The organism is Rufibacter immobilis, from assembly GCF_003721565.1.
In the GTDB taxonomy this organism is placed as follows: domain Bacteria; phylum Bacteroidota; class Bacteroidia; order Cytophagales; family Hymenobacteraceae; genus Nibribacter; species Nibribacter immobilis.
This window is the reverse complement of record NZ_RJJE01000009.1, coordinates 126533-152281: the sequence shown is the minus strand read 5'-3', so window position 1 is coordinate 152281 and position 25749 is coordinate 126533. Positions and strand designations below refer to the sequence as shown.

At 51.4% G+C, this 25749-nt stretch carries 18 protein-coding genes, 1 tRNA gene and 1 pseudogene; 12 read left to right on the top strand and 8 right to left on the bottom strand.

Going from position 1 to position 25749, the window contains the following annotated elements; genetic code table 11:
• The first annotated feature begins 245 nt into the window (after positions 1-245).
• The 4 genes from aroB (at position 246) to EFA69_RS07915 (ending at position 4236) form a co-directional block, all read left to right on the top strand.
• Positions 246-1286: a 3-dehydroquinate synthase gene (aroB, locus tag EFA69_RS07930; protein ID WP_123132563.1), complete on the top strand. Its 1041-nt coding sequence runs from the start codon at positions 246-248 to the stop codon at positions 1284-1286.
• Positions 1283-2524, top strand: a complete 1242-nt coding sequence (locus EFA69_RS07925; protein ID WP_123132562.1) for a 3-phosphoshikimate 1-carboxyvinyltransferase — start codon at positions 1283-1285, stop codon at positions 2522-2524. The genes aroB and EFA69_RS07925 overlap by 4 nt, the downstream gene beginning before the upstream one ends.
• 343 nt (positions 2525-2867) lie before the next feature.
• Positions 2868-3410, top strand: coding sequence for a DUF4142 domain-containing protein (locus EFA69_RS07920; protein ID WP_123132561.1), 543 nt, complete (start codon positions 2868-2870; stop codon positions 3408-3410).
• A gap of 271 nt (positions 3411-3681) precedes the next feature.
• Positions 3682-4236: a DUF4142 domain-containing protein gene (locus EFA69_RS07915; protein WP_123132560.1), complete on the top strand. Its 555-nt coding sequence runs from the start codon at positions 3682-3684 to the stop codon at positions 4234-4236.
• Positions 4237-4287: 51 nt separating this feature from the next.
• Here the strand turns inward: EFA69_RS07915 and EFA69_RS07910 are convergent, their stop codons facing one another.
• The 6 genes and pseudogenes from EFA69_RS07910 to EFA69_RS07885 form a co-directional block, all read right to left on the bottom strand.
• Complete coding sequence (locus EFA69_RS07910) at positions 4288-5064, bottom strand: ABC transporter substrate-binding protein (RefSeq protein WP_123132559.1); 777 nt, start codon at positions 5062-5064, stop codon at positions 4288-4290.
• 123 nt (positions 5065-5187) lie between these two features.
• Entirely contained in the window at positions 5188-5733 is a 546-nt protein-coding gene (locus EFA69_RS07905; RefSeq protein ID WP_123132558.1) for a GNAT family N-acetyltransferase, read from the bottom strand.
• Between the two features lie 180 nt (positions 5734-5913).
• Positions 5914-6984 (bottom strand): M42 family metallopeptidase, encoded by a 1071-nt coding sequence (locus EFA69_RS07900; protein WP_123132557.1) that lies wholly within the window; start codon positions 6982-6984, stop codon positions 5914-5916.
• Between the two features lie 190 nt (positions 6985-7174).
• Positions 7175-8721, bottom strand: a pseudogene (locus EFA69_RS07895) (acyl-CoA carboxylase subunit beta).
• A gap of 446 nt (positions 8722-9167) precedes the next feature.
• Positions 9168-11777 (bottom strand): ATP-dependent Clp protease ATP-binding subunit, encoded by a 2610-nt coding sequence (locus tag EFA69_RS07890; RefSeq protein WP_123132556.1) that lies wholly within the window; start codon positions 11775-11777, stop codon positions 9168-9170.
• A 96-nt stretch (positions 11778-11873) separates the two neighbouring features.
• A complete protein-coding gene (locus EFA69_RS07885; RefSeq protein ID WP_123132555.1) occupies positions 11874-12491 on the bottom strand; it encodes a WbqC family protein in 618 nt (205 codons plus the stop codon).
• Positions 12492-12683: 192 nt separating this feature from the next.
• Here EFA69_RS07885 and EFA69_RS07880 point away from each other — a divergent pair, with 192 nt between their 5' ends.
• Both EFA69_RS07880 and EFA69_RS07875 read left to right on the top strand, forming a co-directional pair.
• Entirely contained in the window at positions 12684-13697 is a 1014-nt protein-coding gene (locus EFA69_RS07880; RefSeq protein WP_123132554.1) for an LLM class flavin-dependent oxidoreductase, read from the top strand.
• 166 nt (positions 13698-13863) lie between these two features.
• Positions 13864-14802, top strand: coding sequence for a lysophospholipid acyltransferase family protein (locus EFA69_RS07875; protein ID WP_245964521.1), 939 nt, complete (start codon positions 13864-13866; stop codon positions 14800-14802).
• A gap of 153 nt (positions 14803-14955) precedes the next feature.
• Here the strand turns inward: EFA69_RS07875 and EFA69_RS07870 are convergent, their stop codons facing one another.
• Complete coding sequence (locus tag EFA69_RS07870; RefSeq protein WP_123132553.1) at positions 14956-15585, bottom strand: L-threonylcarbamoyladenylate synthase; 630 nt, start codon at positions 15583-15585, stop codon at positions 14956-14958.
• 278 nt (positions 15586-15863) lie between these two features.
• Here EFA69_RS07870 and mltG point away from each other — a divergent pair, with 278 nt between their 5' ends.
• The 4 genes from mltG to EFA69_RS07850 all read left to right on the top strand — a co-directional run bounded on the left by mltG (position 15864) and on the right by EFA69_RS07850 (position 18661).
• Positions 15864-16952, top strand: coding sequence for an endolytic transglycosylase MltG (mltG, locus tag EFA69_RS07865; protein ID WP_123132552.1), 1089 nt, complete (start codon positions 15864-15866; stop codon positions 16950-16952).
• Positions 16953-17026: 74 nt separating this feature from the next.
• Positions 17027-17440, top strand: coding sequence for an acyl-CoA thioesterase (locus EFA69_RS07860; protein WP_123132551.1), 414 nt, complete (start codon positions 17027-17029; stop codon positions 17438-17440).
• Positions 17437-18366 (top strand): YihY/virulence factor BrkB family protein, encoded by a 930-nt coding sequence (locus EFA69_RS07855; protein WP_123132550.1) that lies wholly within the window; start codon positions 17437-17439, stop codon positions 18364-18366. Before EFA69_RS07860 ends, EFA69_RS07855 begins: the two co-directional genes overlap by 4 nt.
• A gap of 210 nt (positions 18367-18576) precedes the next feature.
• Positions 18577-18661, top strand: a tRNA-Ser gene (locus tag EFA69_RS07850).
• 172 nt (positions 18662-18833) lie between these two features.
• Here EFA69_RS07850 and EFA69_RS07845 read toward each other — a convergent pair.
• On the bottom strand, positions 18834-21029 hold the full coding sequence (locus tag EFA69_RS07845; protein ID WP_123132549.1) for a PAS domain-containing sensor histidine kinase: 2196 nt from the start codon (positions 21027-21029) through the stop codon (positions 18834-18836).
• 366 nt (positions 21030-21395) lie between these two features.
• On the opposite strand from EFA69_RS07845, the gene EFA69_RS07840 reads away from it, so the two are divergent.
• Positions 21396-22580: a hypothetical protein gene (locus EFA69_RS07840; protein ID WP_123132548.1), complete on the top strand. Its 1185-nt coding sequence runs from the start codon at positions 21396-21398 to the stop codon at positions 22578-22580.
• Between the two features lie 192 nt (positions 22581-22772).
• The gene (locus tag EFA69_RS07835) at positions 22773-25739 is read left to right on the top strand and encodes an FAD-binding and (Fe-S)-binding domain-containing protein (protein WP_123132547.1); all 2967 of its coding nucleotides are present in this window, start codon (positions 22773-22775) and stop codon (positions 25737-25739) included.
• The last annotated feature ends 10 nt before the right edge of the window (positions 25740-25749 follow it).

Genomic DNA, 25749 nt, shown 5'->3' with positions numbered 1-25749 from the left:
CATACTCGTTTTACAGACGGCCAAGGGGCTTCTGGTAGGGGCACAATTTCACGTAGGAAAGAACTTCTATGTCCCTTGAAAAAACAACCCGGGAAGATCAACGGGATAACAATGGTTAAGAGATGGCCAATTTTTCTTCGTTTTTTCTTTTGAACTGCCCCCAGCATTCCGTTCTTTAGCGCCTCAACCCGTTTAGGGGCTCTTTTTCCAGAAACAGGTCCTAAACGCCTTAAACGCGAACCAGATTGACTGAACAAATTTTCATAGGCGCCCAAGAGACCGGGCAGTGGCAGCAGTTGCTCCAGAACCGGGCTTTCAGGAAGACGGTGGTGCTGGTAGACGAGAATAGCGCCCGGCACTGTTACCCGCTGCTCAAGCCCTTTTTGCCCCAGCAACACTACGTGGTGCAGATCAAGAGCGGGGAGGAGAACAAGAACCTGGCCACCTGTGAACACGTCTGGCGGGAACTGACGGAGCAGGGGCTGGACCGCTGGAGCCTGCTCGTGAACCTGGGCGGCGGTGTGCTCACTGATTTGGGTGGCTTCTGCGCCAGCCTTTACAAACGCGGCATCACCTTCGTGAATGTGCCTACCACCTTGCTCTCGCAGGTAGATGCCAGCGTGGGCGGCAAGACCGGCATAGACTTTATGGGGTTAAAGAACCATATTGGGGTGTTTCAGGAACCGCTGGCCGTGCTGGTGAACCCAGATTTCCTCCAGACCCTGGACATGCGCCAACTTAAATCCGGCTACGCCGAAATGATCAAGCACTGGCTCATCGCCGATGCCGCCATGTTCCATGAACAAAGATACATTGGTTTGTTCACCGACGATTGGACACCCCTGATCAGGCATTCCATTGAGATAAAGGCCAACGTAGTGACCGCTGATCCTCTGGAGAACGGCTTGCGCAAGATCCTCAACTTCGGGCATACCATAGGGCACGCGGTAGAGAGTTTTTACCTGGAGAAACCGGGGCAGATGCTGCTGCACGGTGAGGCCATTGCCGTGGGAATGATCTGTGAAGCCTGGCTTTCCGCGCAACGGGAGCTGCTGTCACAGGAGGAGCTGAGCCAGATGGAGACGTTTATCTTATCTGTGTACGAGAAAGTGAACCTGCCCGAGGCAGATCTGCAAGCCATTAGCCAACTGTGCCTGCATGATAAAAAGAACAGCGGCGCCACCATCAATTGCACCCTGTTGCAGAAGATCGGCGAAGCCGTGTATGACCAACCCATTACTTTATCTGAGGTGCAAAGCGCCTTGCGTTACTACCAATTACTATGATTTCAGCTGCCGCTGTGCACGTGAAGCACCCAACGGGCGCGCTCCACGGAGAAGTGACTTTACCCGCGTCTAAAAGTGAGGCCAACCGGGCCCTCATCATCCGGGCGTTGTCTGGCAAAGACTACCCTATCCATAACCTTTCAGACGCCAATGATACCCAACTCCTGAACCGTCTGCTCTCCACGCCCGCCGGGGCAGAAGTGAGCGCCGAGGATGCCGGTACCGTCATGCGCTTCCTTACGGCCTATTATGCCGCTACCGGACAGAAACTGGTTTTAACCGGCACGCCGCGCATGTGCCAGCGCCCTATTGGGGTACTGGTAGACGCGCTGCGCCAACTGGGGGCGCAGATTGAGTACCTGGGGCAGGAAGGATATCCACCCCTCCAGATGAACGGCTTTGAGTTCTCCGGCTCCAACCAACTCACGGTGCGCTCAGACATCAGCAGTCAATATATCTCGGCATTGCTCATGATTGGGCCGTTGTTGCCGCAGGGCCTGGAACTGACGCTGGACGGAAAAATCAGCTCCGAACCATACATCCGGATGACCTTGGCGCAGATGGCTTTTTTTGGAGTACAGGCCACGTTTGAAGGCCAGCAGATTTCGGTGCCCCGGCAGGAATATGTGCCCAAAGAATACACGGTGGAGTCTGATTGGTCGGCGGCGAGCTACTGGTACAGCATCACAGCGCTGGCCCAGGAGGCAGATCTGTTTTTGCCGGCTCTCCGCCAAGACTCCCTGCAGGGCGACAGCGTGTTGCCCCAGTTGATGGCCCCGTTCGGGGTGAAGACGGAATTTACTCCGGCCGGGGTGCGGCTCACGAAACAGCCGGTGCAGGAGCCGCTGGACCGCATTGATTTCTACGCTTGCCCAGATCTGGCCCAGACGGTGGCAGCCCTGGCGGCGGGACTGGGAGTTGAGGTGGAAATGACCGGACTGGAAAGCCTGCGCATCAAAGAGACGGACAGGATTGCCGCCCTGCAGTTTGAACTGGTGAAAGTTGGGGCAGAACTGCGGGAAATTGCCCCAGACGTTTTCAAGGTGTTCCTGGCCAAAAAGCCCGAAGACAGCCCTACCATCCATACCTATGAAGACCACCGCATGGCCATGGCCTTCGCGCCGCTGGCAATAAAGCAGCCCCTGGTCATTGAGGAACCGAAGGTGGTGCGTAAATCCTACCCCAGGTACTGGGACGAACTCCAGAAAGCGGGGTTTGAAGTAGCTGCCAGAAAGTAAATCTTTCAAGGCTAAAGTTCCTGCGTTTAGGGGCTGTTTTTCCAAAAACAGCCCCTAAACGCAGGAACCAACTCTTCTTCCTTCTAAGTAGTGCTGGTATCGGCCTCTCGGGCAGATGCACAAATCCTCCATTATTCTACTTCTTACGCCTTCTCTACGCCTGCTAAAACGTACATTAGCAAATAGATGAAAATCTTGCTTTAAAAGCTTTAAACATAACTTTTTTAATCATTAGCGCATCGCTGTGGCGCTGTGGGTAATGATATGATGAACTTTTCCAATATAGGGCTCGTTTTAGTAGGAGATGTGCAGTAGCATCTGAGCAACTACTAAACATACAACTATGAAAAAGCAAAAGGTGTGGATGTTGGCAAGTTTATTCTCCATGGCAAGTTTCGCTATGGTTTCTTGTAACAAAGTAGACAAACAAGCCAACGCAGCAGAAAAGGTAAAAGTAGAGCAGTTCCTGAAACAGGCTGCCACTAATGATAACTTCCAGCTTATGGCCGGTATGATGGCCGAAGACCAAGGTAAAACCGGAAGCGTGGGTGCCTTAGGACAGAAAATTTACCACGTACACTCCAGAACTAATCCAGTTCTCCAGGAAATTGCCAAGAAAAAGGCCGTAGAGTTGCCTGCTGAAATGGGAAGCGCCAAAAAAGCATTAGTTGATACTCTTGAGGCAAAAAAAGGGGAACAGTTTGATGAATCTTTCGCTGAGGTGGAAGTGGCAGCCCACGAGGAAGCCATCGCTTTCTATGAGAAAGCCGACAAAGAAGTAAAAGACCCAGACGTACAGTCTTTCATTGACCAGATTCTGCCGGTGCTGAAAGAGCATTTGTCAGAAGCACAGGCTTTGAGAAGTGAATTGAGTAGCCCAAAATAACGTATTAGCAAAGTCCAAAAAACAAGAAGCCTCTCTGCTCTAATGTGGAGAGGCTTCTTGTTTTTTGGACTTTACTGAAATTTTCCTGCGGAAGTGGACGCTTTAAGGATTGTAAACTAAAAAATAACGATTTTTAGCGCATAGTAATATATAAATAGTAAGATTAGTATTTATACCCGTTTTTACCAATTTAGTAGTTCTTTTATGACTTTCCAGATTTATGCACGTAAAGGCTTTAGAGAAAAATTACAATTAACCTCAACCTAAGAGCATGAAAAAGAAAAGTATCTTAATGTTAGTATGGGTAGCGTTGTTTAGCAGCGTGGCGTTTGTAAGTTGCGACGATGATGATTCAGATGCAGAGCCCTCCGCAGACCAACAGCGCATTTCAGAGTTTATGATGAGAGCCGCGGCTTCAGATATGTTTGAGATCCAGAGCGGTGAACTGGCTAAAACCAAAGGAGCCCAACAGAGCACCAAAGACTTTGGGCAACAGTTAGTCACTGACCATACCAGGAGCTCTAACGAAATGAAAGCCTTAGCCACTAAATTAGGCATCACCCTCCCTACCACGTTGCCCGCCGATAAGCAAGCCATGCTCACAGAACTGAACGGTTTAAGCGGTATGGCCTTTGACAGACGTTTCGCGGCCATGCAGGTGACGGCCCACGAAGAGGCGGTAAATCTCTATGAGACATCAGAAGATAATATTGAGAATGATGAAGTAGAAGCCTTCATCAATAAAACATTACCAGTCCTTCAGATGCACTTAGAACACGCCCGGCAACACAAAACCATGATAGATGGTATGCCTGCCGGAAACTAAAGCAAAAAAAAAGCCGCCAGCCTCCAAACCTGGTGGCTTTTTTGTGTCCTATTATTTGGGGATTCTGTTCGCTGTGGTGATTACTTTTTGCAGGTAACCCACTGAATATAACAAGCGGCTCCCGTACCAACTGAACAGCTCGCCATCCACAATCTCTATGGTTGCCTGGGGGCACATCTCAGAAAACTCAGCTTGGTGTTTCTCTTGGAAAGGGTACGGTTCTGATGACAGTAAAATCAGTTTTGGGGCAGCCTGGGCCAGTTGTTCGGGCGTGACCTCCGGGTAGCGGGGCAAGTGCCCCAACACATTGTGAAAGCCGCAGCGGGTAAGCAAATGGTCAATGAAATTGTTGCTGCCCACACCCATGTAAGGGTTGCGCCAGATAAAGTAAGCAGTAGGAATAGGAGGCACGGCGGGTTCCAAACCAGCAAACTGCTGCTCAATCTGGATGACCAGCTCAGTGGCTTTTTCCTGCGTTCCGGTCAGTTGCCCCACTAAAAGCATCATCTGGAGGGCGTCTTCCAAGGTGTAGATATCACTCATCCAGACAGGGTATTTCTCCTGCAGCTGCTCAATTCCTTCCTGGTAGTTTTCCTCCTTGTTCCCGATGATGAGGTCTGGCTGAAGCGCGTCTATAGCCTGAAAATTGAAGTTCTTGGTGCCGCCTACTTTCTTTTTGTATTTCACCTCTTTCAGGGGATGCACACAGAATTTGGTCACGCCCACTACGCGGTTCCCTAAGCCCAGCTGGAAAAGCAGTTCGGTTTGGGAAGGCACCAGCGACACAATCCGTTGCGGAAGCTGCGGCAAGTGGACCATCCGGTTCATTTGGTCAAAGTAGTGCAAAGCGAGTAAGGTTAGACTGATGGTGACTTAATGTAAAAAGCTATCTGCCTGCGTTTAGGGGCTGTTTTTCCAAAAAGAGCCTCTAAACGCAAGGGAGTAGCGGTTTCAGGCTTTGGAACGTTGCTGCCATTCCCAGTCCAAGATAGCATAGTTGTAGGAATCGCACCATTCGCCTTTGATGAAGATGTTCTCTTTGAAGTGGGCCTCGCGGCGCATGCCCAGTTTCTCCATGACGCGGTAAGAACCGGTGTTCCGCGGGTCACAGTCGGCCCAGATGCGGTGCAGGTGCAGTTCTTCAAACCCATAGTGCAGCATGGCGGCGGCGGCTTCGGTTACGTAGCCTTTGTTCCAGTAAGTCTGGTTTAAGATATACCAGAGCACGGCTTCCTCGGCGTCATAGTCAACCTTCATGCCCACCCGGCCAATGAGCATGTCGGTTGAATGGAGTACAATAGCCAGGTCAAACAGGGTGCGGGGTTCTTCCCGGGCTTCCTCCAGGCAGCGCTGAATGTATTCTAGGCTTTCCTGGCTGGTGCGCACTGCACTGGTCTGGTACCGCATCACCTCCTCGTTGGCTTCATATAGGTGGGTGAAATGCCAGTCTTCTTCCTTGAATTCGCGGAGCAGTAGGCGGGGAGTGGTTAGTTCCATTTCTATGTAATGGGTTGGTTCCGGTAAAGCAAATATGGCAAATAGCCTTCTGAATGGGTGGCCCAGGTGAAGGGGAGTATCCAGAAAGTGCGGTAAAAACAGAAGGCCAGCAGTACGTGAATACTACTGGCCTTCTGTTTCTGGTTTGGGGCTTTTTTTGGAAAAATGGCCCCTAAACGGCTATTTCAGGTAGCGGAAATCATGGCCGCTCTCCAACTGCGTCAGGAACTCATAGTACAGTTTAATGATGCTGTCTACGTCATCTTTGTGCACCGTTTCTACGGTGGTGTGCATGTACTTGAGCGGCAAAGAGATAAGCGCCGAAGCCACGCCCTCAGAAGAATACGCGAAGGCATCGGTGTCTGTGCCGGTGGCGCGGGTGGCGGCGGCGCGTTGGAACGGGATCTCGTTCTTCTCAGCTACATCAATCAGCATGTTGAGCAGGTTGTTTTGCACCGCCGGACCGTAGGTGAGCACGGGGCCTCTGCCGCAATGCAGGTCGCCGTTGGTTTTCTTCTCGTAGCCCTGCGACTGGGTATCATGGGTTACGTCGGTGATCACGGCCACGTCTGGCTTGATGCGGTGGGCAATCATCTCAGCGCCTCTGAGGCCGATTTCCTCCTGTACCGCGTTCACAATGTACAGACCGAAAGGCAGTTTTTTGCCGTTTTCCTTGAGCATCCGGGCAACTTCGGCAATCATGAAACCACCAATTCGGTTGTCCAGTGCGCGGCCTACGTAGAACTTCTCGTTCATTACCCAGAACTCATCGTCAAAGGTAACTACGCAGCCCACGTGGATGCCCATTTCTTCCACCTCTTGTTTGTTGGCGGCGCCGCAGTCCAGGAAAATGGTTTCAACGGTAGGAGCTTTGTCCTGATCTGGTTTGCGCACGTGGATGGCCGGATACCCAAACACTGCTTTCACCGGTCCGTTCTTGGTATGGATATTCACGCGTTTGGAAGGCGCAATGACTGCGTCTGAACCACCGTTACGGCGCACGTAGATGTATCCTTCAGCGGTGATGTAGTTCACGAACCAGGCAATTTCATCGGCGTGGGCCTCAATCACTACTTTGTATTGGGCCTCTGGGTTAATAACGCCCACCACCGTGCCATAGGTGTCTACAAAGTAATCATCAATGTAGGGCTTGATATAATCTAACCACAGTTTCTGCCCCGATGACTCAAAACCTGTGGGGGCAGCGTTGTTCAGATAGGTCTGTAGGAATTTAAAGCTTTCTTCTCTCATAGCTTTCAGAATAAAATGGAGCAAAGCACTCTCCGGCTGTTGTTGGTCTGTTGAAGTAGTTCATGGTTGGGGTGCTTTGTCATCATCAACCATAGTACGTGATAAAATATTGAATGTATGAAAGTCTATTAGACAGGTGCCGTGGCTTCATAGTTTAATGTCTGCCGCAGATCTGTCTCCATCTTTTTATTTACAGCGGAATATTCCCGTGTTTTTTCTTGGGCAGCTGGTCTACTTTGTTTTCCAGCATCTTGAACGCCTTGATCAGCTTAGCCCGGGTTTCTGACGGATAAATCACCTCATCCACAAAGCCACGGTGGGCGGCACGGTAAGGCGTTGCGAATTTCTCCTGGTACTCGGTTACTTTTTCGGCGAGTTTGGCTTCCGGGTCTTCAGCGGCCGCGATCTCGCGCTTGAAAATGATCTCAGCGGCTCCTTTGGCTCCCATCACGGCAATCTCGGCGGTAGGCCAGGCATAATTTAGGTCAGCGCCAATGTGTTTGGAGTTCATTACGTCATAGGCGCCGCCGTAGGCTTTGCGGGTAATCACGGTCACGCGTGGTACAGTGGCCTCGCAGAAGGCGTAGAGCAATTTAGCGCCGTTGGTAATGATACCGCGCCATTCCTGGTCGGTGCCGGGTAAGAAACCGGGCACATCTTCCAGTACCAGCAAGGGAATATTGAAGGAGTCGCAGAACCGTACGAAACGGGCGGCTTTGGTACTGGCGTTGATGTCTAGAACCCCGGCCAGGACGGCGGGCTGGTTTCCTACAATGCCAATGCTGCGGCCGGCTAGGCGGGCAAATCCTACCACAATGTTCTCACCGAAGTTTTTGTGTACCTCCAGGAAAGAGTCTGCGTCAATGATGCCTTCAATTACCTCCCTGATGTCATACGGCTGATTGGAGTGTTGAGCACTTCGCGGGTTTCATCACCGGTAGATTCATACGGCAGGGCAGGAGGGAGTTCCTCGCAGTTCTGCGGCATGTAGCTCAACAATTGTTTGATGTTCTGGATGCACACCACCTCATTGGCGCAGGAGAAATGCGTCACGCCACTCTTGGTGCTGTGGGTGCTGGCCCCGCCCAATTCCTCAGAAGTCACGGTTTCATGGGTCACGGTCTTCACCACGTTAGGACCGGTCACGAACATATAAGACGTGTCTTCCACCATTAAGATAAAGTCTGTGATGGCAGGAGAGTAAACCGCTCCACCGGCGCATGGTCCCATAATGCCAGACAACTGCGGCACTACGCCAGAAGCCAGCGTATTCTTGTAGAAGATATCGGCGTAGCCGCCGAGGGAAACTACCCCTTCCTGAATACGCGCACCCCCAGAGTCATTGAGACCAATCACAGGCGCGCCGTTTTTCATGGCTAAATCCATGATTTTGACAATCTTCTCAGCGTGGGTCTCTGAGAGGGAGCCGCCAAATACGGTGAAATCCTGGGAGAAAACATATACTAAACGGCCGTTCACGGTACCGTAACCGGTCACCACGCCATCGCCTAGGTAGTATTCTTTGTCCAGCCCGAAGTCTTTGGAGCGGTGCATCACAAACTTGCCTATCTCTTCAAAAGAGCCTTCGTCCACAAGTAAGTCTATGCGTTCACGGGCGGTGAGTTTGCCTTTTTTATGTTGGGCATCAATGCGGGCTTGGCCGCCTCCTAAGAGGGCCTCGGCATTTTTGCGGTCTAATATCTCAAATTTGCTATTCAGGGAATTCAGGTCTGACATTGAAGCAGTTTGATGTTGGTACAAGAAACCAAATTTAGGAAAGATTAGGGCAGTGTGAAATTTTTGGTAAGTTTTTCTTATGGAAACTGCTCTGGTACTTTAGAAAGACTAGAGTTGGAGGCGCTTTTACGTTTTGAGCCTGTTTTCTGAAAATTAAGCCGAAAACGCAAAATGTTGCGTCGTTACCCTGTAACGACGTGGCTTCTATGCAACAATACCCTTTCAGTTAAGATAAGAAACGTGTCTTTGCAACTGATACCTTCTATTTTGCCCAAGATTTCAGTTTGGTCTTAGATGAGATTTTTCCGTTTCAGGGACACACGTCATTACAGGGTAACGACGCTACATTTTCTGACTGCGTTTTTGGCGCGTTTTTGAAAAAACAAGCTCTAAACGAAAAAAGGCTGACAGTTTGTCTGTCAGCCTTTCATAATTGAATTCAGCAATTAGTCTTTCTTCTTGCCGTCTGTTGGCGTAGTTTCCTCTTCCTCAGTTGAATCTGAGGCCTCAGGCAAGTCATCAGAAGTGTCTGGGGTGTAGCTCTCGCCCTTGCGGTTAGAGAACGTCAGCTCCTCTTTTCCTTCTTCGTAGTCAATCACGATGGTGTCTCCCTGGGCCAGCTCGGCTTTCAGGATTTCCTCCGCAATTGGGTCTTCCATGTACTTGGTGATGGCACGGTTCAACGGACGGGCACCATATTTAGAGTCATATCCTTTCTCGGCCACAAAGTCTTTGGCTTTGTCAGTGATCTCAATGGTATACCCCAAGGTTTTCACACGGGTCAACAACTTGGCAAGTGAGATATCAATGATTTTATGGATATCTTCTTTGGCCAGTGAGTTGAACACAATCACGTCATCCAAACGGTTCAGGAACTCAGGAGAGAATGTTTTCTTCAAGGCAGAAGCAATGGTGCCTTTCATGATATCATCCATGTTCTCCTGGCGGGTTTTGGTTGCGAAACCTACCCCAGCCCCGAAGTCCTGCAAGTCACGCGCTCCAATGTTGGAGGTCATGATGATGATGGTGTTTCTGAAGTCAACCTTGCGGCCTAAACCATCGGTCAACACACCGTCATCCAGTACTTGCAAGAGAAGGTTGTACACATCTGGGTGCGCTTTCTCAATCTCATCCAGCAATACTACGGAGTATGGCTTGCGGCGGATTTTCTCCGTCAGCTGACCACCTTCTTCGTAGCCCACGTAGCCTGGAGGCGCTCCCACCAAGCGAGATACGCTGAATTTCTCCATGTACTCACTCATGTCAATGCGCACCAGAGAATCTTCTTTGTCGAAGAGGTATGTAGCCAGCACCTTCGCCAGCTCCGTCTTACCAACCCCGGTAGGGCCTAAGAACACGAACGAACCAATGGGGCGTTTTGGATCTTTCAGACCAACGCGGGTTCTTTGGATGGCTTTCACCAACTGCTGAATCGCTTTGTCCTGGCCAATCACTTTACCTTTCAGCTCTTCGCCCATATTCAAAAGCTTGAGGCTTTCTTTCTGCGCGATGCGTTTCACCGGAATACCCGTCATCATGGCGATTACCTCAGCCACGTTTTCTTCTTTCACAGCGTAACGCTTCTTCTTGGTTTCCTCTTCCCAGCTCTTTTTAGCGGCGTCCAGTTGGTCAAGAAGTTTTTTCTCTTTGTCACGCAGTTGAGCAGCCTCTTCGTATTTCTGGCTTTTCACCACGCGGTTTTTCTCGTCTTTGATGTTCTCAATCTGTTGCTCCAGATTAAGGATATCTTCAGGCACCACAATGTTGTTGATGTGCACGCGGGCACCGGCCTCATCCAGAATGTCAATGGCTTTGTCTGGGAGGAAACGGTCGCTCATGTAGCGGTCGCTCAACTTCACACAGGCCTCAATGGCTTTGTCTGAATAGGTCACGTGGTGGTGATCCTGGTATTTATCTTTGATGTTGTGCAGGATCTCAATGGTTTCCTCTGGCGTGGTAGGGTCTACCATCACAATCTGGAACCGGCGAGCCAAGGCACCATCTTTCTCAATGTACTGACGGTACTCGTCTAGCGTGGTAGCGCCAATGCATTGGATTTCGCCACGGGCCAAGGCAGGCTTGAACATGTTGGAGGCATCCAGCGAACCGGAGGCGCCACCAGCACCCACAATAGTGTGCAGCTCATCAATGAACAGGATTACGTCCGGAGATTTCTCCAGCTCATTCATCACGGCTTTCATGCGCTCCTCAAACTGACCACGGTATTTAGTACCGGCTACTAATGAAGCCAGATCTAAGGTTACCACGCGTTTCCCGAACAGCACACGGGATACTTTCTTCTGAATGATGCGCAGAGCCAGACCTTCGGCGATAGCCGTTTTACCAACACCTGGTTCACCAATCAAAATTGGGTTATTTTTCTTGCGGCGGCTCAGTACCTGGGCTACACGCTCAATCTCTTTTTCACGGCCCACAATGGGGTCCAGTTTGCCTTCCTCGGCTAGCTTGGTCAGATCACGGCCGAAGTTGTCCAGCACTGGAGTGCGGGATTTCTCGGCACCCTTCTTGGCGGCAGCGCCAGATCCTCCTTTGGAGGAAGACCCGAAGAGTTTGTCGTTATCGTCGTTATCGTCAGTATCTGAGGAGGCGAGAGGGTTGTTAGCATGGTAGTCTAACGAATCCCGAATGGCTTCATAGTTCACGTTGAATTTGGCTAAGGTTTGCGATGAAATATTATCCTCATCCCGCAAAATAGACAGCAACAGGTGTTCTGTACCTATGATGTCTGACTTGAAGATTTTAGCCTCCAAGTACGTTATTTTCAGGACCTTCTCCGTCTGTTTCGTAAGCGGAATACTACCAGTGATATTGGTGTTTGGGCTGGCGGTGTTTTTGGTGGCTTGCTCAAGCGCGTACTTGAGCTCCTCCATGGGTACCCCCAGCTTCTTAAGCAAAGATATGGCGGTGCCTTCCCCTTCGCGGATCATGCCCAGAAGCAAATGCTCAGTGCCAATATAATCATGGCCCAAACGGATTGCTTCCTCGCGACTGAGAGAGATCACCTCTTTCACTCTATTTGAGAATTTGGCTTCCATGTAGTCTAGTCTAGTAAATTGTTGTAGTGCGTCTGCTGCAACTAGTTGTTGCCTAGGCGTCTGCTATAGTATAAACAAGCTGAGTGGGGCAAATGTTCAACAGAAAGCCGCTGAGTTCTGTAGGTAAATAGATGCCTCTGGGCCAAGGTTAAACAACAAGTCCAGTATACTCAGGTTTGATGCAAATTTGCTGCCAAACACTTGCCGGTAGGGCAGAAGGCGCAAAATGTCAGGTTCCTTCTTGGGGTGGAGCTCTCCGCGCCAATCCTGTACCGGCTCCTCATAGGTTTTTACATACGTCTGAGTGTGGTGTATGGGTTTCTTTAGTTTTAGTAATTTAGTGAAAAGTTTAAATAAATCCAAATTCAGGTCCCAGAGCAGGGCCGGCCGGCGGTCATAGATGTCTTTGAGGTAGTCTGCGTAGAATTCAAAGAATGGGGCATTCCCGTAGGCACTTTGGATGGTGCGCCAGTGAATGTCTGCCCAGCGCTGCTCATAGTCAATCTCCACCTCCCGGATTGGAATTTTACTGTTTCCGTGCTTTACCGGCACAGAGAGCGGCACCACTCCCTGCGCCGTGAGAATGTGGCACCGGTTGCGGTAGCTTTGCTTCTGGTAATGTTCATGGGCCTCCAGCAGCAGTTCTTCTGCCTGGTAGATTTTCTGGAAGTACAGAATGCTGGGGTTATGGTGTAGCTCTGTTAGTAGTTGCATGCCGAAATCTGGTGGAACAGGCGCAAGTAAAAGAAATTTCCGTTTAGCGGCTCTTTTTCCCAAAACTGGACCAAACCAGGAGGTGGTATCTCAGAGGTAACGGGGCTAAAGGCCAGGGACAGAACTTTAGAGGTTTACTTTGCCTTTTAAAAGAGCCTCTCGTAAAGAGAAGGAAAGTCCAATTAGAGAATCATGCCTACAAAAAAGTTATCAGATATATACACCTCGGTGCTGGACCTGGTGCCCATTCTGGAAGGGAAAACCGCCGCCGATGCCTTTAAAAGTACCGTTGACCTGGCCCAACACGCCGAGCAGTGGGGCTATCGTCGCTACTGGATGGCCGAGCACCACAACATGGCAGGCATTGCCAGCTCCGCTACGGTGGTGTTGATTGGTCATGTGGCCGGTGCCACCTCTAAGATAAGAGTAGGGTCTGGCGGAATTATGCTTCCTAACCACGCCCCTCTGGTGGTGGCCGAACAGTTTGGTACTTTGGCTACCCTGTATCCGGGCCGGATTGACCTGGGCTTAGGGCGCGCCCCGGGCACCGACCAGCTGACTGCCCATGCCCTGCGCCGCGACCTGCGCGGATCGGTAGACGAGTTTCCGCAGAACGTGGTGGAGCTCAAAAATTACCTGGGGCCGGTAGATCCCACGGCCAGGGTGCGGGCCGTGCCCGGCGAGGGTGTGTACGTACCCTTCTGGATTTTAGGATCCAGCACCTTTGGGGCGCAGTTGGCCGGTATCTTGGGTATGCCCTACGCCTTCGCCAGTCATTTCGCCCCATCGCACTTGCACGCGGCTTTGCAGGTGTACAAAGACAGTTTCCAGCCGGTGGGCGAGTTAAAGGAGCCTTATGCCATGGCCTGCGTGAACGTGATTGCCGCCGACACTGACGAAGAAGCCAAATACCTGTCCACTACGCTGTACCAGTCTTTCCTGAACGTGGTGCGAGGTACCGGCAAGCCGATGCAGCCGCCCGTGCAGAGCATGGACGGTCTCTGGGATGCCTCTGAGCGTTATGCCGTGCAGCAGATGCTAAGGTACTCCTTCATCGGCAGCGCCGCCACCGTGAAAGAGGAGTTGCAGTCTTTCCTGACGGAGACGGGGGTAGACGAGATCATGATTGGCTGCAACGTCTATGACCACGCTGCCCGCCTGCGCTCCTATGAGTTAGTTTCAGATTTCTTCAAGAAGTCTGAGTAGCGGAGGTTAAGCGTAAGCAGCATACAGGAGGGAAGGTTGCCAGAGGCGGTCTTCCCTCTTTTGTTTCAAACCAGAGCTAAAAGAAGAGGTCAAGGGAAATCATTATTTGCGTGTTACCTTTGCCCCTGCCCAAATCGTTTGTCCTTTGCGGCGTGTTTTCCTGAAGATGCAACAGACAGAATCAACCGCTCCTTTTGCCAGACCGGCCCTTACGCCCGGCCAGCTCCCGCTTTGGTGGCTGCTGAAAGGAATCTCCCTTTTGCCGTTTCCGGTCTTGTATGCTTTCTCTACGTTCCTGTACGTGCTGCTGTATTACGTGGTGGGCTACCGGAAGAAGGTAGTGCGGCAAAACCTGGAGCGTTCGTTCCCTGATAAAAGCGCCGAAGAGCTCAGGAAAATAGAGAAGCAGTTTTTCCTCAACCTGACCGATCTGATTGTGGAATCATTGAAGCTGGTCTCCCTGCCGGTCTCTGAACTGCGGAAAAGAGTTGGCTCCAAGGGGCAGGAGCTGGTGGAACGGCAGTTGGCCAATGGTACGTCGGTCCTGGTTCTGGGGGCCCATCTGGGGAACTGGGAATACATGTCTGCGGCAGGAAACTCTATCTTTTCCTTTCCCATTGATGGGATATACAAGCCCCTGGCGAATCCTTTCTTTGAAGAATTTATGAAGTTTATACGCGGCCGGTTTGGTATACACTTAGTGCGCATGAAAGACACGCTCCGCCACATCATCAGGCATAAGACGGAGAGCAGGGTCATTACCTTACTTACGGACCAGACGCCGCCCTTCGGGGAAATCCAGTATTGGACCTCTTTTCTGCACCAGGAAACCCCCTTCTACGTGGGCGCTGACAAGCTTAGGGCCTCCTTCAAGTTGCCTGCGTTTTTTGTGGGCATGCGGCATGTGAAGCGAGGCTACTATGAGATTGAGTTTCAGGAATTGCTGCCAGCGCCGGTGGTCGGGGAAAAGGAGGAAGATCACCCGCTCACCGAAGCCTTCGCCTGTAAGCTGGAACGATGGATTGAAGAAAACCCTGCCGATTACCTGTGGTCGCACAAGCGCTGGAAGCACAAGCGACCGGTGCGCGCTAGTCCTGAGTCTTGAGTTCTGAGTCTATTGTTGGTTGTTGCGTCAGTGCTGAACTAAACGGAGAAGCCTTGCCAATCACAGGCAAGGTTTCTCCGTTTAGGGGCTGTTTTGGAAAAACGGCCCCTAAACAGACATAGCAGCTTTGAGGCTGAGGGCTCAGAATTTCTCTTAGAGATATTCCTCAATGTCGCCGGCTCCCTGGCGGAGGACTTCAAATTCATCGTTCTCGCAGTTGACCACGGTAGAGGCCACGTTGTTGCCGTAGCCCCCGTCAATGATGAGGTCTACCTGGTTGCGGTATTTCTCATAGATCAGCTCGGGGTCAGTGGTATATTCCACCACTTCGTCTTCGTCATGGATGGAGGTGGAAATGATGGGGTTGCCCAGTTCCTCCACCAGGCACAGTGATATTTTATTGTTGGGGATACGGATGCCCACCGTATCTTTCCGCTTGCCGCCAATTTTGGGTACTTTGTTGCTGGCCTCCAATACAAACGTGAAGGGGCCAGGCAACGCCCGTTTCATGACTTTGTAGGTTTGGGTGGAGATTTTAGCGTAGTCTGAGATGTGGGTGAGGTCATGGCAAATAAAGGAGAGGTGCGCCTTGGCCGGATTGATGCCGCGCAACTGACACAGCCGCTCTACCGCCCGGGCGTTGTGCAGGTCGCAGCCTAAACCATAGATAGTGTCGGTGGGGTAAATCACCAAGCCTCCCTTTCTGAGAATTTCCACTGCCTGCGCAATGTTCTTTTGCTGTGGGTTGTCTGGGTGAATGCGGAGGAACGTTGCCTGTGCCATAGGTGAATGAGTTGTTTGCTAAATAGTTGAACGCCTACAGGTGTGAGCTGTAAGACCTTTGTTTTGCCCAAAGCGGCAGGTATTTGCTTGAAAGAACAAATTTGTAGATTCTTTTCTGCGTTAGGTCATACGCCCAAATCTATTTTTGCGTTTTCGGGCATGCGCGCGGAAGCTTTGGACAGGCGCAGCAACCAATAGCTGCCCCTCTGCCAGGCCTTGATCCATTCACAACTTGGCCAATGGCTCATTCAGTCATTAATTTGTACCTTTGCCTTACTATGTCAGAACAAAACATACCTGTCACGCCCGGCCCCAGAAGGTCGCGCAAGCCCCGGAAGACAAGCAAGTGGACCTATGTCCTGGTGCTGGTCATGTTTCTTTTTGTATGCTTCTCCTATTACGCCTACCAGATTGTTTACACGGCTAACGTAGAAAACAAAGGTGAACCGGTGTATGTGCTTATTCCGCGCGGCGCCACCTATGAGCAGGCCATGGACTCCATAGACGCCAAAAAGGTGATCATAGACCGCCTCTCTTTCCGGTTTATGGCCAAACTCATGGACTACCCAGAGCTGGTAAAACCCGGTAGATATGAGCTTGCCAATGGATTAACCAATTACCAGCTCATCGCCAAATTGCGTTCCGGTGACCAGGACCCGGTGAAGCTCACCTACACCAACGTGCGCCTCAAGAAGGATCTGTCCCAGAAGTTGAGCACCTTCATAGATGCCTCGCCCGCCGAGATCGACTCTCTGCTCAACAGTCCGTCGTTTACCAAAAAGCTGGGCTTTGACACTACCACCATCCTAACCATGTTTATCCCCAACACCTATGAGCTGTACTGGACTACCCCAGCCACAGAGATGATGGAGCGCATGAAAAAGGAGTATGATAACTTCTGGACCAAAGAGCGCGAGGCCAAAGCCAAAGATTTAGGCCTGAGCAAAGTGGAAGTTTCAGTGTTAGCCTCCATTGTGCAGGCGGAGCAGTCTGTGCACGCAGATGAGCGCCCACGTATTGCCGGGGTGTACCTCAACCGCCTCAAGCGTAACATGGCCTTGCAGGCAGACCCTACGGTGGTATTCGCCACCGGCGACTTCACCATTCGCCGCGTGCTTAACACGCACCTGCGCACACCATCTCCGTACAACACGTACCTGAACAAAGGCTTGCCGCCGGGGCCCATCAATTTGCCGTCCATTTCGTCCATCAACGCCGTCCTGAACCACGAGGAGCATGAGTACCTGTACTTCTGCGCCAAAGAGGATTTCTCTGGCTACCACGCGTTTGCTGTGACAGAGGCCGAGCACAAGCGCAACGCGCAGCGGTTCCACGCCGCCATGAACCAGCGGAACATCATGCGGTAATTTTTGCGTTTAGGGGCTGTTTTTGGAAAAAGAGGCCCTAAACGCAAAACAGTTTTCCCTAAAGCGAAGAAACAGTGTTTGAATCAGAAGTACAGATACGGGTGCGTTACGCCGAGACTGACCAAATGGGCTATGTCTATTATGGGAACTACGGCGCCTACTATGAGGTGGCCCGTACCGAAACCTTCCGCCAGTTAGGCATCAACTACAAAGAAATGGAGGCTGAAGGTGTCATGATGCCGGTGCTGGAACTGCGCTGCAAGTACATCAGGCCCGCCCGCTATGATGACCTGCTCACCGTGAAGCTGCTCCTGAAGGAGAAACCCAAGGGCGCCCGCATCAAGTTTGAGTACGAGGTGTACAACCAGGCGCAGGAACTCCTAAACATTGGTGAGACCATAATGGTTTTTGTGGATATGAAAAGCGGGAGGCCCACCGCCATACCGGCGTACATCCATGACAAACTAGACCCGCACTTTGCCGCATGAACCTCTACGAGCGCCTGGCCCAGCAACGGTGGTACCGGAAATTCATCGTCTTCCTGAAGCGCCTGCGTTTTGGGGATGGGCGGGTGTCTGTGTACCATGTGCTCAAAGTCATGCTGGACGAGCTCAAGATGGATTCGCTCACCAAGCGGTCTTCCTACATGGCCTTCAACTTCACGCTGGCCACTTTCCCGTCCATCATCTTCCTGTTCACCCTTATCCCGTACATCCCAATTGGGCACCTGGACCGGGACATAATGGGGCTGCTGAGCGATGTAATGCCCCCTGAAATCTACTTCGCGGCCGCAGACACCATTGAGGACATTGTGAACAAGCCCAGGGGAGGTTTGCTGTCCTTCGGTTTTTTGTTCGCGCTGGTGCTGTCTACCAACGGCATCATGAGCCTCATGGACGCTTTTGACAAAAAGTACAAAACCTTCAGGAAGCGGTCTTACCTGCGCAAACGGGTCATTGCCACGCTGCTCACCATCGCGCTGGCGTTTATCCTGTTTCTGGCCATTGGAGCCATTTTCTTCGGGACGTATATTCTGGATGCGCTGGTGTTCTACGAGATTGTGACCGAGTCTTTCACCTATGGGCTTTTCTTGTCAGTGAAATATGTGGCCGTGGTGCTGCTGTTTTTCCTGGCTACCTCCATGATCTATTATTACGTGCCGGCGGTGCATGACAAGTGGCCCTTTGTAAGTGCGGGTTCGGTGGTGGCCACAGTCCTGATTTTTCTGGTGTCCTGGCTGTTTTCGCTCTATATTGGGAAGTTTGACTCTTATAACAAGTTCTACGGCTCTATTGGCGCCCTGATTGGTTTAATGGTCTGGCTTGATTTCGTGTGCATGAGCCTTATTGTGGGCTTTGAGGTAAACATCAGCATTGATGCAATTACCAAACGGCTTGTGAAAGGGAAGGTGTAGGACGTTTAGCGGCTCTTTTTCCTAAAACTGGCTCAAAACGGAGTAGAGGCCTTGAGAAAGCAAGAAAGGCAAGCCGCACGGAGAAAAAAATAGTCACTTATAGTTTGTTGAATTCCAGTTAGTAACGGAGTTAGATAGACTTTTTTGAAAAAAAATCCGGCACCGGGACTTGACAGATATAACTCCAACTATTACTTTTGTGTCACATTTAGAGAGATGGCAGAGTGGTCGATTGCGGCGGTCTTGAAAACCGTTGACCTTTGCGGGTCCGGGGGTTCGAATCCCTCTCTCTCTGCTTCATGAAAAAACCTGTAGCGTAACCGTTACAGGTTTTTTTATGCCCTTCTTTTTTAGTTGTTGCATCTTCTGCGCCAGTAGATAAACTTAACCAATACTGTTGAATGCACGCCTCCGCTATGAGAAGCGCATGAAGGTGCCTGTGCCTATCATAGTTGGTTAGGGGAGGATTAGACTTTGGGTAAACGGATTAGGAACTGTGTGCCTGCGTTTACCTGACTTGTTACCTCCACAGTTCCGGCCATAGCGTCCAGGTGGCTTTTGATCAGAAACAAACCCATGCCCCGGCCTTCCTGCTCTACATGGAAACGCTTGTACAGTTTGAACACGCTGCCCTTGGCCTTTTCCAGGTCAAAGCCCATGCCGTTATCTGTGAACGAGATAAGTGAAGTGTTCTCCTCCAGATCCTGGCAAGTCACCGTGACCTGGAGCGGACGGTCCTCTGCCCGGTATTTAAGCGCATTGGAGAGCAGGTTGTAAAAAATGCTGTGCAGGTAGGCCTTGTTTGCTTTCACGGTGTCTCCTTCAGTTAAATGGACCACTACTTTACCCCCTAATTGTAACAGCGGCTCCTTAAAGGAAGCCAGGGCCTGCTCAAACACACTCAGTACTTCTACCTGCTCCAGTTCCAGATAGCCTTTGCTTTCCCTAATGCCTAAAAGCGTATTGAGGTCAAGCAAGACAGTGTCTAGTTTGGAAACGCTCTGTTGCAGGAACGTCAATGACTTTTGAAAGCTCTCTGCCTCAGGTTTGATGTTCATGAGCAGATGGGCCAGTCCCAGCAAGTTGGCTACCGGGCCTCTTAAATTGTGTGAAATGATATATGTGAACTCCTGCAGATCGCTGTTTTGTTTGTAGAGGTCACTGGCCAGCTTGGAAAGTTCCAGTTCAGAATTCTTGAGTTTGGTGATGTCTGTGTGTACGCCTATAAATCTGCTGATTTCTCCCTGTTCATTTAGAACGGGGCTAATGTCTATAGACAGCCACACTTCCTCTCCGTTCTTCTTTACGTTAAGGATTTCAAAGGTAATCTGCTCGCCGTTCTGGAGCTTGCCCCAGAGGTTTTCATACGCAGAGCGGTCGGTTTTGGGGCTATGCAGAAACTCTGAGGGGCGCCAACCAATCACTTCTTCGGCGCTGTACCCAAAAAGGCGCACGAACCCCTCGTTCACCCATTCAATGTGCCAGCCTTTGTCTACAATGAGAATACTGTTGTTGGCCTTGCTGGCTACCAAAGAGAGTTTCTCCAGTTCCTGCCTGGACCGCACCTGCTCTGTGATGTCTTCAAAATAAATGGACAAACCTTCCGCCGACGGGAATACCTTTACGTTCAGCCAAGTGTTCACTCCTGTGAATGGCGCGGTGAAATGAGCCGGAATGCCGGTGTCAAAGGCCTGTTTATATTGAGTGTAATATTCTCCGTCTACCGCTTCCGGATATATTTCCCACAAACTTCGACCTATATCTGATTCAGGATTTAGGCCTACCAGTCTCTCGGCCTCACGGTTAATGTAGGTGAGCTTCCAGTTCCTGTCTAAGGTGATGAAAGCATCAGTGATGCTTTCAAAAATGGTATTGAGCTTATTGGTCTGCTGGTGGATGGTCTGGAAAGACCGTACTATGGGAGTAATGTCTTTGGCAATGGTTTGTACCGCCACCACCTCACCGTTGACATAGATGGGATACTTGATGGTGTCATACACCCGCAGCTCATCCCCAACCACAAACTCAATGTCGTTTTTGAGCACATGGCCCTGTAGTACGTAGTGCAGGGAATCTTCCATGACAGAGGCCAGTTCCGGAGGGAAGAGAGAGGTGGTGGGGCGGTTGAGCACTTGGTCTATGCGGTGCCCCCAGACCTCACAGAAACTATTGTTTACTTCTGTGATCAGACCCGCTCGGTTCTCAATGAATACAATGTCTGGGTTGTTGTGGAACAGCGTCTTGTATTTTTGTTCGCTCTCAGACAGTTTCTGCTTGTTGCGTTCCATTTCTGTAATGTCGCGGGCAACGCAGAAATAAGCGCCATCTTCCTCAGACCACACAGATGACCACAGAATAGGTACTGAATAACCATTCTTGTGGATAAGGCAGTTCTGGAAACTCTGCTGCTTTATACCATAATAGACACGGCGGTTTACTTCCAGCGTTCTGGTGATTTCCTCCGGGGGCAGCAACTCAGTGAAATGACGCCCAACGATCTCGCTGCTTGTATAGCCAAGTATGCTCTGGCTGGCCGCACTGACATAGGTATAGACTCCGCTCCTGTTTAAAGTGCAGAACATGTCTAAAGACACTTGCGCCAGTTTCTCCCACGGAATCTCGTTTTCTACTTTCTGCAAAGGCAGATTAAGTTTCTCTGTCACAGGCTCTCTTTAAACGTATAAATATACTTGATAGAACTATTCCGCTTTTTTATTCCTTTGGGGAACGCAAAGTTGCGGGGAAACAACCCAATATTGTAGGCAGGAGGGGGAGGAAAAAGCCTGTTATTGGGTGCCTTAATGAGTTGGCCGCAGGAAGAGATAAGGCCCCCCACCTTTGGTAATACTGGCCTAATATAGGAAAATTTTGTTACAAGGAAGTTTTACGCTGGCGCATATCACTTCAAAGTTCGTGTTGATTACGTAAGAGAAAGAAGAAAGTCTTAGAAGAAGCAGGTGCGAATATTTTTAGCAATATCTCTGAAAAAGATAAAATGAAGAGTAAATTTGCGGCCCTTTCAGTTTCTCATGACAAAGAATTTGGCTTTTGAGGAGGGCGGAGAGGAAACCGGAACAGACGCCCATAGAAAAGCAGTGGAAGGAGCAGAACCAAAAGATTTTTTCAGGCAGAAGCGGACAGCCGCTGAGATCAAAGAAGAGATTCTTACCCGGTTTTTCCCACTGTGGGCAGAAGAGGTATTGGCGGGCCAGGCTGGTGTCCAGGAACCTGCCGCTATCTACACCGACCTGAACGCCGCTGCCGGGGCGCCAGCCGTGCAGAAGATTCTGCGGAACATCTATGCCTCCATTGGTTCCAGACATAACCTGAATGCGACTTTCCAGACGTTCTGGGGAGATGGAAACAAACCGGCTTTAGCGCAGTTGCAGCAAACCATCCAAGCATTGCCCTACTACCAGGAGCTAACTCAGCCCCCAGTTTTCCTCCACAACGCCGAAAGCAAAGGAACATTTGGTGCAGCTTTGCAACAGGAATCACCAACTTTAGCCGTCCTTGACCCATTTAGCTACCGGTATGCCCAGGAGACGTTCCTGCAGGCGTTAGAATCAAAGAATATGCACCTGTTTCTGCTTTTTGAAGGAAGCAAAATGAAAGCTTTGGCGAAGAAGGCTTCGGCAGATGATTTTGCTCAGAGGCTGTTCGGGGCACAATGGCCGGCCGTGCAGGGGTTTAGTGCGCGTTCTGCTTCATCCCATAAAAAGGAGGAGTTTTTGCTGGGCAGCTTGCAGAGCGCCATTAGGGAGAGAGGGTTCAGAGTTCTACAGTTTAGGTTTTACCTGTCCGGCAAAGATCAGCCGCACCAATACCTGCTGTTCGTCTCACGGTCAGAGAGCTCGTGTACCAAGCTGAAAGAAATCCTGCTGGACTACTCAGACCTACAGGAAGACGGCGTGCCCCTCATGAGCGTGAACCAGAAGCCCCTGCGCCTGCTGGTGCCGGAGTATGCCCAATATCTCCAATATTCGCTCCATAAGCTGCCCCAGGAACTGCTGGAGAAGGCCAAAGCCTACAACCGCCTTAGCCTGGAGAAAATCTACGAGAAGCACAACGTGGAAACCAACTACAGCAAGGCTAATTATCTGGCGGCTTTGATCAAACTGAAAGAGCAGGGGAAAATCTTGCTGCTCAACCCTAAAACCGGGCAACAGGTACACAAACTGTCGGTGCAATGCCTGATCAAATTCAACCCCTGAGGCAATTTTCTCCCGGGCCACAATTTGCTTTTGAATGAGCCAAGGGCGTTTAGCGGCTCTTTTTCTTAAAAAAGACCCAAAACAGAAAGCGACGTGTCTGTGGGCCAATCTCTCTGGAAGTGAAAAAAGCGCTTGCGTATTTGTTAGCCTTCCTCTGCTGGCCTTTCTATATTTGTCCGTCAATTATAACGTATGAATTCCGTCCCCTCAATATCTGCCTTCGCTGAGTTGGAAACGTCACTCACCGGAGAACTCTTTTTTGACGATTCCTCTTCCTTGCACCAGGCCCAGAAGATGGTGTACGCCACAGATGCATCAGTGTACCAGGAGAAGCCGGTGGCCGTGGCTATCCCCAAGACCAAGGAAGACCTCAAGACGCTGATCCAGTTTGCGAACCAACACCAGATTACGCTCATCCCCCGGGCCGCCGGTACGTCGCTGGCGGGGCAGGTGGTGGGCAATGGCCTGGTGGTAGACATCTCCAAATATTTCACCCAAATCCTGGAGGTGAACCCGCAGGAGCAGTGGGTGCGCGTGCAGCCGGGTGTCATCCGGGACGACCTGAACGCCACGCTCCGTCCGCACGGACTGCTGTTCGGCCCTGAGACCTCCACGGCCAGCCGTGCCATGGTGGGCGGCATGATTGGGAACAACTCCTGCGGTTTGCACTCCATTGTCTGGGGCGATACCCGCACGCATTTGCTCTCGGCTAAAGTATTGTTGAGCGATGGTTCAGAGGCAGAGTTCAAGCCGCTCACCCATGAAGAACTGCAACAGAAACTGACGCTGCCCAACCTGGAAGGCGAGATTTACCGCAAAACATACGGCCTCATCAGCAGCCCGGCAAACCGCGAGCTCATTCAACAGAATTACCCCAAGAAGACCTTGACCCGCCGCAATACCGGTTATGCCCTGGATTTTCTGGTAGACGAAGGCGCGGGCGAAGAAGGGCAAACCACGCTGGACTTGTGCAAACTATTGGCGGGCTCTGAAGGTACGCTGGCCTTTGTGACCGAAGCCAAACTGAACTTGCTGCCGCTGCCTCCCAAAGAGGAAGGGCTAGTGTGCGTGCATTTTACGTCATTGTTGGAGGCGCTGGAAGCCAACATCATCATTCTCAAGCACCACCCCATGTCGTCTGAGCTGGTGGACAAGTACATCATGGATTTCACCAAGGGCCACCGCACCTATGACGCCAACCGCTTCTTTATTGAAGGCGATCCGGCCGCCCTGCTCATGGTAGAGTTCATGGCCGACAGTCAGGACGAAATCACGGCTAAAGCCGAAGCCATGATTGCCGACCTCAAAGCCGCCGGTCTGGGCTACGCCTACCCCGTGGTGCGCGGCGCGATGACCAAACCCGTGTGGGACGTGCGCAAAGCCGGCCTCGGGCTGATAAGAAACCTCCCCGGCGACACCCAGCCCGTGAACCTCATTGAAGACTGCGCCGTGTCTCCCGAGGATCTACCCGCCTACGTAACCGATGTGCAGCAAGTGCTGGAAAAATACAACCTGCAGGCCTCGTACTACGCCCACGCCGGGGCTGGGGAGCTGCATATTGAACCCATGATCAACCTCAAAACCAATGAAGGCAGGCGGGTTTTCCGGGAAGTGCTCGCTGACACCACGGCCTTGGTCAAGAAATACAACGGTTCTTTGAGCGGTGAGCACGGCGACGGTCGTCTGCGCGGTGAGTTCATTCCGCAGGCCCTGGGGCAGGAGGTCTACGAACTGCTGAAGGAGGTGAAAAACATCTTCGACCCGAAGTATATTTTCAATGCGGGCAAGATTGTAGACACCCCGCCCATGAACGAGTTCCTGCGCTACGAGGAACGCCCCGCCCAGCAGCTCATTCCCGTGGAGACGCTCTTTGACTTCACCCGTCAGGAGGGAATCCTGCGCCTCGCCGAAAAATGCTCCGGCTCCGGCGACTGCCGCAAGACCCACGTGAGCGGCGGCACCATGTGCCCCAGCTACATGGCCACCCGTCAGGAAAAAGACACCACCCGCGCCCGCGCCAACATCCTGCGCCAGTTCCTGACCAATTCCGACAAAGTCAACAAGTTTGACCACCAGGAAATCAAGGAGGTGATGGACCTGTGCCTGAGCTGCAAAGCCTGCAAAAGCGAGTGCCCCAGCAGCGTAGACGTGGCCAAAATGAAAGCCGAGTTCCTGCAGCACTACCATGACGCCAACGGTATTCCGCTGCGCACGCGCATGGTGGGCAACTTTACCAAGATGCAGCAACTGGCCAGCGTGGTGCCCGGCGTCTACAACTTCATGATCAGCAACCCTGTCACCAGCAAGCTGATTAAGAAAACCGTGGGCTTTGCCGTGAACCGTTCCTTGCCCGAAGTTGGGAAAACCACCCTCAAAAGCTGGTTCAGGAAATGGCAGAAAGAGAACGCCATCGCCGCCAAAACCGGTAAGCCTGTCTATCTCTTCTGCGACGAGTTCACCAATTACAACGACGTAGAAATTGGCCAGACCACGGTGAAACTTTTATCTGCGTTGGGCTATTCAGTGCAAATTCCCGAGCATTTGGAAAGCGGACGTACTTACCTGTCCAAAGGCCTGGTGCGTGATGCCAAAGAGATTGCCATCAAAAACGTGCAACTCTTGAGCAAAGCCATGGCCAACGGAACGCCCATCATCGGGATTGAGCCCTCGGCTATCTTAACGCTGCGCGATGAGTACCTGGACTTGGTTCCCGCTGACTTAGTGCCAGCCGCCCAACAGATAGCCGCCAATTCTTACCTTTTAGAGGAGTTCCTGCAAAAAGAGGCCGACAACGGAAACATCACTGCCGCTGCCTTCACGCAGGAGAAGAAGCACATCAAGCTGCACGGCCACTGTTACCAAAAAGCGCTGCAGGTACTCACTCCTACGCAGAAAATCCTCTCGCTGCCCCAGAACTACGAGGTGGAGATGATTCCCTCGGGGTGCTGCGGCATGGCCGGTTCCTTCGGCTATGAGGCCGAGCACTATGACGTCTCCATGCAGATTGGCGAGCTGGTGCTGTTCCCGGCCGTTCGGAACGCCGCCCCAGAAACCCTCATCGCCGCCGCCGGTACCAGCTGCCGCCACCAGATCAAAGACGGCACCGCCAAAAAAGCCCTGCACCCGGCAGAGATTCTGTGGCAGGCATTGAAGAAGTAAGAACATAAAT

Bases quoted from the DNA above. Each gene is read 5' to 3' on its own strand.
- EFA69_RS07910 (WP_123132559.1), bottom strand. From the start codon at position 5,064: ATGAACCGGATGGTCCACTTGCCGCAGCTTCCGCAACGGATTGTGTCG.
- EFA69_RS07925 (WP_123132562.1), top strand. From the start codon at position 1,283: ATGATTTCAGCTGCCGCTGTGCACGTGAAGCACCCAACGGGCGCGCTC.
- EFA69_RS07835 (WP_123132547.1), top strand. From the start codon at position 22,773: ATGAATTCCGTCCCCTCAATATCTGCCTTCGCTGAGTTGGAAACGTCA.
- EFA69_RS07885 (WP_123132555.1), bottom strand. From the start codon at position 12,491: ATGCAACTACTAACAGAGCTACACCATAACCCCAGCATTCTGTACTTC.
- EFA69_RS07840 (WP_123132548.1), top strand. From the start codon at position 21,396: ATGACAAAGAATTTGGCTTTTGAGGAGGGCGGAGAGGAAACCGGAACA.
- EFA69_RS07880 (WP_123132554.1), top strand. From the start codon at position 12,684: ATGCCTACAAAAAAGTTATCAGATATATACACCTCGGTGCTGGACCTG.
- EFA69_RS07900 (WP_123132557.1), bottom strand. From the start codon at position 6,984: ATGAGAGAAGAAAGCTTTAAATTCCTACAGACCTATCTGAACAACGCT.
- EFA69_RS07890 (WP_123132556.1), bottom strand. From the start codon at position 11,777: ATGGAAGCCAAATTCTCAAATAGAGTGAAAGAGGTGATCTCTCTCAGT.
- EFA69_RS07915 (WP_123132560.1), top strand. From the start codon at position 3,682: ATGAAAAAGAAAAGTATCTTAATGTTAGTATGGGTAGCGTTGTTTAGC.
- mltG (WP_123132552.1), top strand. From the start codon at position 15,864: ATGTCAGAACAAAACATACCTGTCACGCCCGGCCCCAGAAGGTCGCGC.
- EFA69_RS07855 (WP_123132550.1), top strand. From the start codon at position 17,437: ATGAACCTCTACGAGCGCCTGGCCCAGCAACGGTGGTACCGGAAATTC.
- EFA69_RS07870 (WP_123132553.1), bottom strand. From the start codon at position 15,585: ATGGCACAGGCAACGTTCCTCCGCATTCACCCAGACAACCCACAGCAA.
- EFA69_RS07920 (WP_123132561.1), top strand. From the start codon at position 2,868: ATGAAAAAGCAAAAGGTGTGGATGTTGGCAAGTTTATTCTCCATGGCA.
- EFA69_RS07875 (WP_245964521.1), top strand. From the start codon at position 13,864: ATGCAACAGACAGAATCAACCGCTCCTTTTGCCAGACCGGCCCTTACG.
- EFA69_RS07905 (WP_123132558.1), bottom strand. From the start codon at position 5,733: ATGGAACTAACCACTCCCCGCCTACTGCTCCGCGAATTCAAGGAAGAA.